Origin of the sequence: Bacillus cereus group sp. MYBK227-1, from assembly GCF_051916325.1 — a bacterium.
GTDB classification, from domain to species: domain Bacteria; phylum Bacillota; class Bacilli; order Bacillales; family Bacillaceae_G; genus Bacillus_A; species Bacillus_A cereus.
Map to the genome: position 1 here is coordinate 991,440 of NZ_JBQAGK010000001.1, position 14,993 is coordinate 1,006,432.

Here is a 14,993-nt window from a genome sequence, read left to right on the forward strand (position 1 = left end):
GAGTTAGAATGTAAATAAAAAAGATAGATACAAGCGAGGGAATATAGTGCTTGTTCTATCTTTTTTATAGTTAAACTAGGTACTCATTAAATTCAAGAAGAATAAAGCTAGCTAACCAAAAGAGTATCGCAATACGAATGATTACATACATTGTAAATTCAAAAGGAGTAAGATTTCTCTCTCGCTTTATTTTTTTAAATAGTCTCACAGAATAAAAGGAACATAAAAGCAGGATTGCTATAGACATTTTATAGATGTTTTCTAAGAGGTTTATATTTTCTAATAACTCTTTCAGCATGTTTATCACCTATTCTGTAAAGTATATTACAGAGAAATAGATCTTGAGCTGTCTAGTTTCGTTTGTTTTTTATTTTCCCTGTATCATCAATTTCTACATCAGTTGAAATTGTTTGTAAATATTGAAGAGCTTTTTTCTTTTCTCCTTCATTTACAGGGGAAACTTGGTTGTTGCGAATGATATAAGGATTGAATGACATTTGGACATCCTTTCCTTTAAAAGTTAAAGTTAATACGCCAGTTTCAGCGCTTTTCCCATTCACATAACTCGGGAATAAAAAGTTACCTAATGAGTAAGCGATAGGAACTTTATTATAATACTCAAACCCTTGTAACCAATGTGGATGGCTCCCGACAATTGCGTTAGCTCCTGCTTCAACCATTTTAGGTACATATTGCTTTTGGTATTCTACCGGACGATTTGATTTTTCAACGCCCCAATGCATATAGACGATTAAATAGTCTGCATCTTTCTTTTGTTCTTTAATTGTTTTTGTTACAAGATTTAAATCATAGCCATTCGCAACGCCAGGTTTATTCTCACCAGCTACCCAATTAGAATCAGGCATAAATCGAACGAAGGAAAGAAATTTAAACTTTTTCCCTTTTACGGTCATTTCTCGTGCTGTATATGCATCTTTCGCATTTTTTCCGGCTCCAATGTAAGGGAACTTTAATTTTTCTACGTGAGAAATCGTATCTAATAATCCATCTTGCCCATAATCAAGTGTGTGGTTATTCCCAATATTTACGATGTCATATCCAGTGTTTTTAATAGCTTGTAGTGTAGATGGATCACTTTTAATCCAAAACAGTTGCCCAGGTGCTTTCTTTTCTTTCGTTGTAAATGCCGACTCTAAATTCACAAAAGAAATATCAGCTTTTTTTATTTCTTCTTTTACATGTTGGAATGGGTAATCAGCCCCATTCTTTTCGATTATAGGACGTAATTGCCAATCAAACATTGTATCACCAGAGAAGGTGAGTGTGATTTCTTGGTCTTCTATTTTCTTTTCGCTTTTTGAAGCGGTTTTACTAGATTTGTTTTGCAAATCGGGTTTGTCTTTTGCTTTTGAAATAAAAGAGTAATTGATTAATAAAACAATCGGTGTAATGAAAAAGGCTATTAACAAAAATCGTTTTAGTAAAGTTTTCATATATACCTTCCCTTTTAATATTATCCCGCAATTAAATTAACACTGAATCTATTAAAGGTAATTAAAGTTACAAAAAATAGCGGGTTATGTAGTGGAAAACATTTGTTAATATTCTCAATATTAAGTTAACATATAGATAACCTGTAAATCAATGTATAAACCAAAATATAGAAATAAAGAATTCGAAGGGTGAAGAATGAGAAATGGTTATATTAGGAGCAGTTGTAAATGGAATTTGTATTATATTTGGTACTTTACTTGGTAAATTATTTAGTAGGATTCCAGAAAGTATGAAAGGGACGATAATGCACGCAATCGGTTTAGCGGTTACTGTGCTTGGGCTTCAAATGGCATTAAAAAGTGAAAACTTTCTTGTTGTCATACTGAGTTTAGTGATTGGTACGGTAATTGGAGAATGGTTACAATTAGAAGAAAAGTTAAAACATTTAGGGGATTGGCTAGAAAATAAAGTTGGATCGAAAGGGAAAGGTAGCATATCAGAAGGTTTTGTAACAGCTACTTTAATTTTTGCAATTGGCGCGATGGGGATACTTGGTGCACTTGACAGTGGGATTCGCGGAAATCATGATATTTTATTTACAAAGGCGATTATCGATGGATTTATTTCTATTATATTAACGACAACTCTAGGAATTGGCGTAGTATTTTCGGCGATTCCAGTTGTTTTATATGAAGGTAGTATTGCAGTTTTTGCAACACAAATTAATAGTTTTGTCCCGAAAGAATTAATGAACCAATTTATAGTGGAGATGACGGCTACGGGCGGCATTATGATATCTGCTATTGGATTGAACTTGCTTAGTATTATTAAAATCAAGGTGGCAAATTTACTTCCAGGTATATTGGTAGTGGGTGTAATTGTTTCAATTATTTATGGTTACGGTTTGTTAGTAAATTAGTAGAGGATGGAAACACATATGGAGGAATTTCAATTTACAAAACGTGTGCATAAAATATTGGAGATTGCAGCAAAAGAGAGTGAGTATAACATAATTCACCCAGTCCATCTGTTTATAGGTATGTGTAAAGAAGGTACAGGAGTTTGCGCTGAGTTATTTATGTATTTGTTTCACAAAGTCGGTCCAGATTTTTTAGAAAAACTTTCGTTACGAAAACAATTCGATTTACATAATCAAGAGTATAAAAAAATAGGGCAATATAAACTATCTTATAAGGCGATAGAAATTTTACAAATAGCGAAGAAACGTATGGAACGCTTTCAGCAAGTAGTAGTAAATGAAGGACATGTTATGTATGCATTATTTCGTGTAGATACAAATATTGGTGGATTTATACATACACAAATGCAAGAAGATATATTACGTATTACAGCTACACCGAGAGACTTAGCGGTTGATTTAAATAGTTTTAAATCTATTTATAATACATTATTTTGTCATGTAAGAAGAGTTAGTCCTTCTGATTTTGATAAGTTATCACGATTTGTAGTGGATGAATTTGGTGAACGGTGGTTACAGTCGGTTGATTATGGATTTCGGACATATAACGAAAAGTTACCTATCTATATTGCACAGCAGGAGGAAGTAATAGTTGGTTTCGCCTGTTACGATGTAGTGAGAGGAAAGAAAGGCTTGTTTGGTCCAATGGGCATAGCGAAACAAAATCGTGTGAAAGGTGTAGGAAAAGAATTATTGCATCATTGTTTATATAATATGAAGCAAGATGGATATGAATATGCGATTATTGGACAAGCAGGTCCCATTGAGTTTTACGAGAGAAATTGTAATGCTCGTTTAATACCGATAGATAATAAGTAACCAACTTCATATAGAGGAGTTGGTTTTATTATGAAAATGATGTAGAGATGTAGTGTTTTTTACTAGAAAATAGCGGGTTTTGTAGTAAATCTTGCATATAAAGCAAATTACTAAACTTTTTACAAGAAAGGGTGTAGAATGGGTATCTAAAGAAAGAAGGTGTGAAAATGGCCAGCTGGAAACGGAATTTAATGATTTGTTGGCTAGGTTGTTTTACCACTGCAGCCGGTATGAGTTTAGTAATTCCTTTCTTATCTTTTTATATTGAGGAATTAGGAGTAACTGGCACTTCAAGCATTGCACAGTGGTCGGGACTTGCATTTGGTGTAACATTTTTAATGGGTGCGATCGTATCGCCAATATGGGGAAAGCTTGGTGATATACATGGACGGAAATTGATGCTTATTCGTGCTAGCCTCGGTATGGCGATTATTATGACGCTTATGGGGTTTGTAACGGATGTGTATCAACTAGTCGCACTAAGATTTTTAATGGGAGCAGTATCTGGTTTCCTTTCAACAGCGATGACATTTATTGCAGCAGAAACTCCGAAAGAACATTCAGGTTGGGCGATTTCCACAATTTCAACTGGTGGTGTGAGCGGTTCGTTACTTGGCCCGTTACTTGGCGGTTATTTGTCTGAGTTAATTGGAATGCGTCATGTCTTTCTTGTTACGGGAGCTTTTTTATTCCTATCCTTTCTCATCGTTTTTTTCTTCCTGCATGAAGAAAATCACTCTGCTCAAGCAAAAAAAATACAGCCGAAAAAAGTATGGACGATGGTCCCAGCGAAGCATTTAATTATTAGTTTATTTGTAACAACATTTATTATTCAACTTGCTAATATGTCAGTTCAACCAATTGTTACATTGTACGTGAAAAATTTAGTAGGTCCTCATACTGCACATATTGAAACAATTGCGGGTGCAGTTATGTCAGCGACAGGATTAGCAGTTATTTTGGCAGCACCAAGACTAGGAAGATTATCAGATCATATCGGTCCTCAAAAAACGTTAGTTGTAGCGTTATTTGCTGCAGGAATTATTTTTATCCCGCAAGCATTTGTAACGTCAGCTTGGCAACTATTAATTCTTCGATTTTTATTAGGTATCGCACAAGCAGGATTATTACCTTCCGTACAAACTCTACTAAAACAACATACACCAACCCATGTTACGGGACGAATATTTGGATATAATCAATCATTTCAGTTTTTAGGAAATATGATTGGTCCAGTGCTCGGGGGACAAATTGCAGCGCATGCAGGTTTCCAATATGTTTTCCTCTCTACATCTTCACTATTATTTATTGCGTGTATTTGGGTTTATTTTCATAATAAGAACGAAGAGGTATCAGAGAAACGACATTTGGAAGTTAGTTAACTAAGTGAATGAAAAAGAAAAAGGATGAAGCAGCATGTGCTTCATCCTTTTCTTTAAAATCGAAGACAAAGATAACTTAATGTACCAAGCTCGTAACTACGGTGAATGACTTCACCGCTATTTTCACCACTTCCCATAGCGATAAATAAAGGAACAAAATGTTCTGCTCTTGGTACTGCTAATTGTGCATGAGGAGCATTTTTCTCCCAATTAAACAATGCATCTTTATCGTTATTCTGCATATGTTTAATAATCCAATCATCAAATTCAATTGCCCATTTTTCAGGTGTAGTTTGATTCCATTTCAGTGCTCGTAAATTATGAACGGTAACGCCACTCCCGATTACTAAAATATCTTCTTGTCCGAGTCCTTTAAGTGCTTCTCCAATTTCAAATTGTTCTTTTGCAGAAAGGAATGGATTGACTGATATTTGCACGACAGGAATATTTGCTTCTGGATACATGCGGTGCAGGAGTGTCCATGAACCATGATCTAAACCTCTCGTCATATTATGATGGACTGAAATACCTTTGTTCTTAAATTTTGTTTCTAAAATAGATGCAATATGAGAAGAGCCTTTCGCACGATATTTGATTTCGTATAACTCAGGGGGAAAACCTCCAAAATCATAAATTGTTTCATACTCGTTATCTGATGAGGAAATCGTTAATACTTCACTTTCCCAATGAGCAGTGAAAATAACAATTGCTTTCGGTTTATATGTTTCTCCAAGTGTTTTTAAAAATCGTGTATAGTCTGTATCTTGAATAGCGAGCATAGGCGAACCATGTGCTAAAAATAATGATGGCATCATAATAGTAGGAACCTCCTAAAAATTATATAGTTACTTTATGTAAGTAACTATATAATTTTATTTTGGATTCGTCAAGAAATTAGTTTAAAAGCAAGTCTGAAAAATACATCATTTGTCATAATGAAAGCAATTACATATAATATAAAATAAGAAAAGTGAATGGATATTCATTTTCTTAAAGCTATACATAATAGAGTTGGGGGCTGACGAAATGAATGTACAGGAAAGTTTCGTTACGGCATTGGATGGATCGGAAATTTATTTGCGTAAGTGGTTACCAGAAGGAGATCCGAGAGGAATTATTCAAATTGCACATGGCATGACAGAGCATGCAGGGGTGTATACAGAATTTGTAGATGCTTTATTGGAAGCAGGGTATGGTGTTTATGCGCATGATCATAAAGGACATGGGAAAACAGTAAAAAAAGAAGAAGATTATGGTCATTTTGAACCAAATATAGGCTGGAATCAAGTTGTATCGGATGTTATCTTTGTTTCAGAAAAGATAAAAGAAGAGCAGTCAAGTCCTTTGTTTTTACTTGGACATAGTATGGGTTCTTTTTTATCAAGACGTGCTGTACAACTTAGAGGCGAATTATATGATGGATTTCTGATTTCAGGAACAGGTGGAAATCCAGGGCTTTTAGGAGCTATTGGTCATAAAGTAGCAACAATCGAAATGAAATTGCGTGGGGCAAAAACGAAAAGTCCAATGTTAAACTTTTTATCTTTCGGAAACTTCAATTCGAACTTTAAGCCAAATCGTACAAAATTTGATTGGTTATCTTCAGATAATAATCAAGTTGATAAATATATTGCGGATCCGTTATGTGGTTTCATTTGTACGACGAGTTTTTACCGAGAATTATTTTCTGGTGTATTAGAAGTAAATAAACTAGAAGAATACAAGAAGACGCCAAAGAATCTTCCAATACATATATTCTCTGGTGATCGTGATCCTGTTGGCGATATGGGGAAAGGTGTAAAAGAAGTATATGAAAACTATAAAAAATGTGGTGTGAAAGACGTGACACTACGTTTATATGAAAATGGTAGACATGAAATGTTTCATGAAGTAAATAAGGATGAAGTATTTAAAGATTTAATTTCGTGGTTAGATGCGCATAATAAATGAGAAAGATAATCCCAAACTGTTTGTAGTTTGGGATTATTTATTATACAGAAATAGGGGCAATAAATTCTTAAATTCACTTTACTTAATAAAAAATAAAAAAATATTGTATGAGAGGAAACCTCACTTTTCTGAAGTGAGGTTTTTTGTAGTAACGAAGTAATAGTGAATAAAACTAATTTTAAAAGTAATTTAAAATTAAACTTTTTATAAAGCAACAGATGCTCGTTCATAATAGTAGTATAATAGTGAATGAGGTGTTAATAGAATGGAAGATAGAACGTTAGGTTTATTACTAGATGTTGTTGGGGAACTATTTTCAGATGAAATTTCAATTGCTGTTTCGAATACGAAAGAATATATTTACTATCGGCCAAGTAAACGAATTGATTTAAAGATTAGTGTCGGGGATCCTATAAAGGAAGGAACGATTGCTCATAAAGCGATGGTGATGAATCAAAAAACATCTGAGTTTATGAATCGGGATGTTTTTGGTATTCCTTATCATGGAATGGCTGTACCATTTTCAAACAATGGAAAGCTTGAAGGGTGCGTGACGGCAATTTATCCAGCTTTAACGGATGGAAAGTCAGTTGTTACTTTAAAAACAACAGACGGCTGGATTCCGGTTCCTTTTTCAAAGGTTATGTATTTAGAGGCTAAAGATAAAAAGACGTATGTGAATTCAGAAGAGTTATCAGGAACACATAAATACTCTCTGCAAGAATTCGAATACTTGCTTCCGAAAGATTCATTTATTAGATGTCACCGTTCGTTTATTGTAAATGTTAATCATATTAAAGCGATTTATCCTGATACCCATTCTACTTTTGTACTTTCGATGGATAATGGTGAGAGAGTACCAGTTAGTCAATCATACGCTAGTTATTTCCGTAAACTTCTAGGATTCTAAATTTTTCTGCTTTAGAACCTAGATTTGCTGTTCTGTCTGAATTTTCGGCATTGTATACTAAAATCCCTATTTTGATAGTGTTAATGTGTAAAATAATTATGAATATTCAATGAGAGAGGGATTACATATGGAGAACAATTTAGATAGAATCAGAGATCAACGTCTAAAAGATCGGGTAGTTACACCTGAAGAAGCAGCTTCCTGGATTCAAAGTGGAATGACTTTAGGCTTAAGTGGGTTTACACGTGCAGGTGATGTAAAAGCAGTCCCATTTGCGCTTGTAAACCGAGTTAAGAATGATGAATCTTTTAAAGTAAATGTTTATACTGGGGCTTCTTTAGGATCGGATGTAGACAAATTATTTGCTGAGGCAGGAATTTTAGGGAAAAGATTACCTTTCCAAGCTGACGCTACTATGCGAAAAGGAATTAATAACGGAGACTTTTTATTTGTGGATCAACACTTGTCTCATACAGCAGAGTTACTCCGTGCTGACGTCCTGGATATAGATTTCGCTATTTTGGAAGCGGTTGCGATTACAGAGGACGGAATGATTATTCCAACCACTTCAATTGGAAATTCCTTAGCGTTTTCCTTAAATGCTAAGTCTATTATTATTGAAATGAATATGGCTCAATCCGCGCAATTAGAGGGGCTACATGATCTATATGAACCAGGTAAACAAGGGGAGAGGCTTCCAATTCCGCTTGTGAAAACAGATGACCGAATTGGAACAATCGGTATTCCAATTGATCCTGAAAAAGTAAAGGGAATTGTGTTTACGAATCAATTGGATTCGCCATCGACAATTGTTCCTCCGGATGAAGAAACTGTTATTATGGCACAGCATTTAATAGAATTCCTTCGAGAAGAAGTCAAAGTAGGCCGATTAACAAATCGTTTAGCGCCGTTACAATCAGGAATTGGTTCAGTGGCTAACGCCGTATTGCATGGAATGTTAGATTCAGAATTTGAAGATTTAGAAGTATATTCCGAGGTTTTACAAGATGCAGTTTTTGATCTTATGGATGCTGGAAAAGTCAATTTTGCTTCTTGTTGTTCTATCACGCTTTCTGAAGAGAAAATGCAACAAGTATTTTCTAACTTTGAAAAATATCGTGACAAATTAATGATGCGTCCACAAGAGATTTCCAATCATCCTGAAATTATTCGTCGCCTTGGATTAATCTCAATTAATACTGCATTAGAATTAGATATATACGGAAATGTTAACTCTACTCACGTTTTAGGTACAAAAATGATGAATGGTATTGGTGGGTCTGGTGATTTTGCAAGAAATGCTCGCCTAGCTATCTTTGTTACTAAATCGATTGCGAAAGGTGGTAACATTTCAAGTATCGTTCCTTTCGTTTCTCATGTAGACCATACTGAACATGATGTAGATGTTATCGTCACTGAACAGGGATATGCCGACTTAAGGGGACTTGCGCCAAGAGAAAGAGTGGAACTTATTATTGAGAATTGCGCACATCCAATGTATCGTGAACAGCTACGAGCTTATTACGAAGAAGCAAAAATAAGAGGTGGACAAACTCCTCATATTTTAGAAAAAGCTTTTTCTTGGCATACGAACTATGCTAAAAATGGAACAATGCTTGAAGCGGTAGTAGAAACTGTATAGGTTTGTATCGTACGAAATAGTAAAACGAATGAGTGAGCTTGAAGATTAAATTTTAGAAAAAGAGAACGCCAACTTTTAGGGATGGCGTTCTTTTTCTTTAAAAAAATTGTTGAAAATCGTACTGATTATAATAAAGATTTATAAAATCAATTTCTATTTTATGGAAATTAAAGGTTTTTTTGAAGTGCTTTCCGAATCAATTTAGTAGTGTACATATTGAAAGTGAGGAAAAAGAATCATGAAGATAAGAGAAGCATTATTAAGTGAAGCAAATGAATTAAGTGAACTCGCACTGCATTCAAAAGCAACGTGGAATTATAGTGAAGAATTCATACTTGCTTGTAAGGAAGATTTAACAATTACGGAAGAGTACATAAAAAATAATTTTGTATATGTTTTAGTAAACGATAATGCGAAGATTGGTTTTTTCTCATTTTTACGTAATGATAAAGCTCTCGATTTCTTGTACATTCATCCTCATTACAAAGGAAAAGGTTACGGGAAAATACTTTGGGAGTATGTAATAGAAAAAGCCAATGAACTAGGATTAAAAAGTTTTACAATTGATAGTGATCCGAATGCAAAAGGATATTACTTGAAAATGGGAGCACAGTTAATAGGAGAGACACCATCAACTGTCTTTAAGGGTCGTGTACTGCCTCTTTTGAAATATGATGTGTAAAACTATTAATAGTAGGGGAAGATTAGAATGGATGATGTAAAGGAAAAAAGAATATATGAAGCACTAATAAAATCGTGGTCGATTGAAACGAGTTCAAAGTGGACAATTGAAAACCCAGCAAAGGGACAATGTGGTGTTACAGCTCTTGTCGTTCAAGACATATACGGAGGAGAAATTAAAAAGACAAAAGTAAGAGAGGTATGGCACTTTTATAACTTTATAGATGGGCAGAGATTTGATTTTACAGAGACTCAATTCAATGGGAAATTGAATTATATGGATGAAAAGTCAAATCGGGAAGAAGCATTTGCAGATACAAATGAAAAGCAATATAACATTTTGAAGGGAAAAATAACGAAAGAATTAAAATTATCTTTTGACTCTTAATCTTTAATAAGTTACTATAATGGTGGTAACTTATTAAAGGGAACTTCATAGAGTTGAAAGGGGAAATACTTTTGAAAACAACTTATGTAAACGCTACAATTGTAACGATGAATGAACAAAACGAAGTGATAGAAAATGGATATATCATTGTAGAAAATGATCAAATTATAGATGTAAAGAGCGGAGAATTCGCTAATGATTTTGAAGTAGATGAAGTAATTGACATGAAAGGAAAGTGGGTTTTACCAGGGCTTGTAAACACACATACACACGTTGTAATGAGTCTCTTAAGAGGTATTGGCGATGATATGTTATTACAACCATGGCTGGAGACGAGAATTTGGCCACTTGAAAGTCAGTTTACTCCAGAGCTTGCGGTTGCTAGTACGGAATTAGGATTACTTGAAATGGTGAAAAGTGGTACAACATCATTTTCTGACATGTTTAATCCAATTGGAGTAGATCAAGATGCAATTATGGAAACGGTATCAAGGAGTGGAATGCGAGCTGCTGTTTCAAGAACTTTATTTAGCTTCGGAACGAAAGAGGATGAAAAGAAAGCAATTGAAGAAGCTGAGAAATATGTGAAGCGTTACTATAAAGAAAATGGCATGTTAACTACGATGGTTGCACCGCATAGTCCATATACATGTTCTACAGAACTGTTAGAAGAATGCGCACGTATTGCAGTAGAAAATCAAACGATGGTCCATATTCATCTTTCGGAAACAGAGCGTGAAGTACGTGATATTGAAGCACAATATGGAAAACGTCCAGTAGAATATGCAGCGAGCTGCGGATTGTTTAAACGCCCAACAGTTATTGCACACGGTGTAGTATTAAATGACGATGAGCGTGCATTTTTAGCAGAACATGACGTTCGAGTAGCTCATAATCCGAATAGTAATTTAAAACTAGGTTCTGGTATAGCGAATGTAAAAGCGATGCTAGAAGCAGGAATAAAAGTAGGAATTGCAACAGATAGTGTTGCGTCTAACAATAATTTAGACATGTTTGAAGAAATGCGCATAGCGACTTTACTACAAAAAGGTATTCACCAAGATGCAACAGCATTACCAGTTGAAACAGCTCTTTCTCTTGCGACAAAAGGAGCTGCGGAAGTAATCGGGATGAAACAAACAGGGTCACTAGAAGCTGGTAAGTGTGCTGATTTTATTACGATTGACCCGTCTAACAAGCCGCATCTACAACCAGCAGATGAAGTGTTATCACACCTTGTATATGCTGCGAGTGGTAAAGATATAAGCGATGTAATTATTAACGGAAAACGTGTCGTTTGGAATGGCGAATGTAAAACGTTAGATGAAGAGCGTATTATATTTGAAGCACGTCGTTATAAACGAGGTCTGCAAAGATAGATAATTATGTGGCAGTTGAAAAAGCTATCCTTTTAAAAGGATAGCTTTTTTCTTGAACGAATAAATATTCAAAAGAATGTCGCATCTTTCTGTTAGTATTTCTGCTATAATATATTACGCTTTATAATATTTTATATTTAAGGAGAACAACTCATGAAGCGAAAAAAGAGCCATTTAATGGTAATGGCACTTGTTACATCTTTATTATTAACAGCTTGTAATAATAAAGCGAATAAAAGTGATACAGAGGTTAAAAAACAAGTGTTAAATGTAACAGTATCAGAAGAAATTCCTTCTCTGGACACTGCGAAAACAATGGATGGTACATCAGCCCACGTTATGCAGAATATATTTGAGGGGTTATATGTATTAAATGATCAAGATCAGCCTATTCCAGCAGTAGCAAGATCGTTTAAAAGAAGTGAAGATGGTAAGAAATATACATTTGATTTGCGTAAAGATGCAAAATGGTCAAATGGGGATAATGTAACAGCAAATGATTTTACATTTGCTTGGAAACGTGCAATTACCCCTGAAACAGCCTCTCAATATGCGTCCATGCTCTTTTATGTAAAAAATGCGAAAGAGATCAATAAGGGAACAATGCCTCTTGATGCACTTGGGGTTAAAGCGATAAATAATTATACGTTAGAAGTTGAACTCGAACAGTCAATTCCGTATTTTTTACAGTTGTTAGCACTACCTATATACTTACCACAGCATGAGTCATTTTTGAACGAACAAGGAAACAATTATGCATTGGAACCTAGTAATCTCATATATAACGGTCCATTTGTATTAGAAAAATGGAAGCATGAACAAGAGTTTCAATTAAAGAAGAATGCTACATATTGGGATCGAAAGAAAGTGAAATTAGACGAAATAAACTTTCATATCGTAAAGGATACAATGACAGCTGTAAATTTATATGAAGCCGGAGATTTAGATCGAGTACCTATTAATTCGCAAGTTGTAGACAAGTATAAAGGGAATAAGGAATTACATATGTCGAGTGATCCTGGAATTGCTATGCTTCGTTTTAATGAAAAAAATAACGCGTTAGCAAATAAAAAGGTGCGTCAATCTATTTCATTAGCGTTAAATAAAGATGATTTCGTTGCTCACTTTATTAATAACGGAGCAAAACCTGCAAGTGGACTTGTACCAGTTGGTCATGTAAATGAAGTGACTGGTAAAGATTTTAGAAAAGAAAATGGAGATATTTCCTCATATGATTTGCAAAATGCAAAAAAACTTTGGGAAGAAGCGAAAAAAGAGCTTGGGGTAGAACAAGTAAACCTAGAGTTCTTAACGTTCGAACAAGATAATGCAATACGTATGGCAGAATACATAAAAGGTGATTTAGAGAAGAATTTGCAAGGGTTAACGATACAAATTAAACAACAGCCATTTAAGCAAAAATTACAGTTAGAACAAATAGGTGATTATGATATAACTATGGCAAATTGGGGACCTGACTATAAAGACCCAATTAGTTATTTAGAGTTATTTACGACAGGGAATCCGAATAATAAAATGAATTATTCTAATGTTCGTTACGATGAATTAATAAAGAAAGCGAAAACGGATTTTGTACTAGATACGGAAAATCGATGGAAAGCGTTGCGAGAAGCCGAGCAGGTATTATTAGAAGATGCTGCGGTGGCGCCGCTTTATCATATTGGCTCAGCATATGTACAAAAGGATTATGTAAAAGGAATTGAAAAGCATCAATTTGGTGGTATTTATACTTATAAGAATGCTTATATTACTAATGAATAAATACAAAAAACCTTACTTTTTAAAAGTAAGGTTTTTTTACAGAGGACCGGGAAATCCTTTGGTGGTGTTCCTAGCATATAAAGAAGAGAAGTGCAAAATTGTAGTTACACATTCATAAGAAGTTGCAACAAATAATATTGAGCAGTTTGTTTAAGTAAAGAGAAGAATAGAAATATAGCATACAAGGCAGCATACAAGCATTTTCTTTCTGTAACTATGTTTGTTTTTAATTATATAAAAAAATATTAGGTTATATATTTTGTCCTTGGTATACTTAAAAGGTAATTTGGGGTATTAAGATGAATTGATAGAGGTGTTTGTGTGGAATTATTTGAGTATTATAAAAAAAGGGGGCGGTTTAAGTGTTTAATTGGGACAGGGATTTTTCTCTTTGGATTATATTGTCTGTATAATAGTTGGGGTGATGTTAATTGGGGAGAAATAATATTTATGGTTATAGCTTCGTTTGTTTTTGGGGGGATTGGATTTTGGCAATTAAGAAAAGGGAACTTATTAGAAGAGAATATAGCTAAAAATGATTTGAAGTTTTGGGATATTGATACTTATGTTTTACTAGAATTACCTCAAAATAATAAACATTACGGTTTATATACTCCCGATGGGGCCTATATAGTAGGAACAACTATGGTTTCAACTGATATAATTTCTTCAAAATTACCTTTTTTAAAAAACAAGCAAGTTATTGGATTGGAAGCAAAGGATGGGGAAACTCTTGCATATTTTCATAGTGAAGTTGAAAACTATGATTGGGCTATTTATGACTCAAATTATAATTGTGTAGGTATGTTTAAAGAAAATATGATACAAGGATTTGGAATGGTACGTGGTTCTTTAATGAATGAAAAAGAGATAAGACTTTCTGAAGTAGAAGTTGAATTTGATTTTTTCGAAACTTCTTTTCGTACAATGGATAACCGGATATTAATAAACTGTAAAAGAGGATATATGCCTTTGGAATGGAGCGAAAGATTCGGATTAAATGTACCTATTATTAAATTAGGTAATAATATTTCTAATGCTGAAAATATATTTGGTTTAGGGGTTCTTTTCTACATTTTAGAAACAATTAAAGTAAGAAAAAGTAGGGTTTTTAATGATTAGAGTTTCAAAAATTATTTAAAAAAGAAATTGAAGAAAAGCAGTGATTCTTTTTAGGTGTTGGTGTTTTTGAAATAGTTAAAGAATGAATCTTAATTCACATATACATAAAAAAGGGGAATTTCTATGAAATCATTACGTTTATTTATGATTCTCACTCTTGTTGTATTGTTAAGCGCGTGCAATACAGCGACACAAGTTACAAAGGTTCAAAAAAATGGCGAAACGACTTTAAAAATTGGTTCTCTGCAAGGGTATTACGATGTACAAACACTTAAAGCTGAAAAAGGAAATGTGGAAATCCCTTATGAAGCAGCTGTTGAAGAAGGTACGATTTTATTACAAGTTACAAAAGATGATAAGGTTATTTATGAAGAAGAAATCACTTCTCAAAAAGAAGGTTTGCTTTCTTTTGAAGCTTCAAAATCCGGATCATATGATTTAATTGTACGCGTGAAGGGTGAAAAAGAGAAAGCAAAAGAAATTCAAATACATACTAAGCTATGA

At 34.0% G+C, this 14,993-nt stretch carries 15 protein-coding genes; 12 read left to right on the forward strand and 3 right to left on the reverse strand.

The features are described from left to right. Positions 1–70: 70 nt before the first annotated feature. Both ACTFRM_RS05350 and ACTFRM_RS05355 read right to left on the reverse strand, forming a co-directional pair. Positions 71–298 carry a hypothetical protein gene (locus tag ACTFRM_RS05350; RefSeq protein ID WP_000910604.1) on the reverse strand — a complete coding sequence of 76 codons (228 nt, stop codon included), beginning with the start codon at positions 296–298 and terminating at the stop codon, positions 71–73. Positions 299–350: 52 nt separating this feature from the next. Further along, positions 351–1,454, reverse strand: coding sequence for a CapA family protein (locus tag ACTFRM_RS05355; protein WP_000854536.1), 1,104 nt, complete (start codon positions 1,452–1,454; stop codon positions 351–353). A 203-nt stretch (positions 1,455–1,657) separates the two neighbouring features. Between ACTFRM_RS05355 and ACTFRM_RS05360 the strand changes: the two genes are divergently transcribed. The 3 genes from ACTFRM_RS05360 (at position 1,658) to ACTFRM_RS05370 (ending at position 4,635) form a co-directional block, all read left to right on the forward strand. Next, positions 1,658–2,374, forward strand: a complete 717-nt coding sequence (locus ACTFRM_RS05360) for a DUF554 domain-containing protein (RefSeq protein ID WP_440043111.1) — start codon at positions 1,658–1,660, stop codon at positions 2,372–2,374. A gap of 18 nt (positions 2,375–2,392) precedes the next feature. After that, the gene (locus ACTFRM_RS05365; protein ID WP_000390855.1) at positions 2,393–3,253 is read left to right on the forward strand and encodes a GNAT family N-acetyltransferase; all 861 of its coding nucleotides are present in this window, start codon (positions 2,393–2,395) and stop codon (positions 3,251–3,253) included. Positions 3,254–3,420: 167 nt separating this feature from the next. Further along, positions 3,421–4,635 carry a multidrug efflux MFS transporter gene (locus ACTFRM_RS05370; protein WP_000179295.1) on the forward strand — a complete coding sequence of 405 codons (1,215 nt, stop codon included), beginning with the start codon at positions 3,421–3,423 and terminating at the stop codon, positions 4,633–4,635. A gap of 53 nt (positions 4,636–4,688) precedes the next feature. Here the strand turns inward: ACTFRM_RS05370 and ACTFRM_RS05375 are convergent, their stop codons facing one another. After that, entirely contained in the window at positions 4,689–5,450 is a 762-nt protein-coding gene (locus ACTFRM_RS05375) for a DODA-type extradiol aromatic ring-opening family dioxygenase (protein ID WP_000982899.1), read from the reverse strand. A gap of 211 nt (positions 5,451–5,661) precedes the next feature. Between ACTFRM_RS05375 and ACTFRM_RS05380 the strand changes: the two genes are divergently transcribed. The 9 genes from ACTFRM_RS05380 to ACTFRM_RS05420 all read left to right on the forward strand — a co-directional run bounded on the left by ACTFRM_RS05380 (position 5,662) and on the right by ACTFRM_RS05420 (position 14,993). Next, a complete protein-coding gene (locus ACTFRM_RS05380) occupies positions 5,662–6,585 on the forward strand; it encodes an alpha/beta hydrolase (protein ID WP_001102581.1) in 924 nt (307 codons plus the stop codon). Between the two features lie 265 nt (positions 6,586–6,850). Continuing rightward, positions 6,851–7,495, forward strand: coding sequence for a LytTR family DNA-binding domain-containing protein (locus ACTFRM_RS05385; protein ID WP_000390211.1), 645 nt, complete (start codon positions 6,851–6,853; stop codon positions 7,493–7,495). A 127-nt stretch (positions 7,496–7,622) separates the two neighbouring features. Continuing rightward, positions 7,623–9,137, forward strand: coding sequence for an acetyl-CoA hydrolase/transferase family protein (locus ACTFRM_RS05390; RefSeq protein WP_000429812.1), 1,515 nt, complete (start codon positions 7,623–7,625; stop codon positions 9,135–9,137). 238 nt (positions 9,138–9,375) lie between these two features. Further along, positions 9,376–9,819, forward strand: coding sequence for a GNAT family N-acetyltransferase (locus ACTFRM_RS05395; RefSeq protein ID WP_000701899.1), 444 nt, complete (start codon positions 9,376–9,378; stop codon positions 9,817–9,819). Positions 9,820–9,846: 27 nt separating this feature from the next. Continuing rightward, a complete protein-coding gene (locus ACTFRM_RS05400; RefSeq protein WP_000342907.1) occupies positions 9,847–10,206 on the forward strand; it encodes a YunG family protein in 360 nt (119 codons plus the stop codon). Between the two features lie 53 nt (positions 10,207–10,259). Then, on the forward strand, positions 10,260–11,585 hold the full coding sequence (locus ACTFRM_RS05405) for a bifunctional S-methyl-5'-thioadenosine deaminase/S-adenosylhomocysteine deaminase (RefSeq protein WP_173600616.1): 1,326 nt from the start codon (positions 10,260–10,262) through the stop codon (positions 11,583–11,585). 153 nt (positions 11,586–11,738) lie between these two features. Next, entirely contained in the window at positions 11,739–13,367 is a 1,629-nt protein-coding gene (locus ACTFRM_RS05410; protein ID WP_173600615.1) for a peptide ABC transporter substrate-binding protein, read from the forward strand. A 321-nt stretch (positions 13,368–13,688) separates the two neighbouring features. After that, positions 13,689–14,489, forward strand: coding sequence for an ABC transporter ATP-binding protein (locus ACTFRM_RS05415; RefSeq protein WP_440043112.1), 801 nt, complete (start codon positions 13,689–13,691; stop codon positions 14,487–14,489). 123 nt (positions 14,490–14,612) lie between these two features. Continuing rightward, complete coding sequence (locus ACTFRM_RS05420) at positions 14,613–14,993, forward strand: BA_1872 family lipoprotein (protein WP_000838922.1); 381 nt, start codon at positions 14,613–14,615, stop codon at positions 14,991–14,993.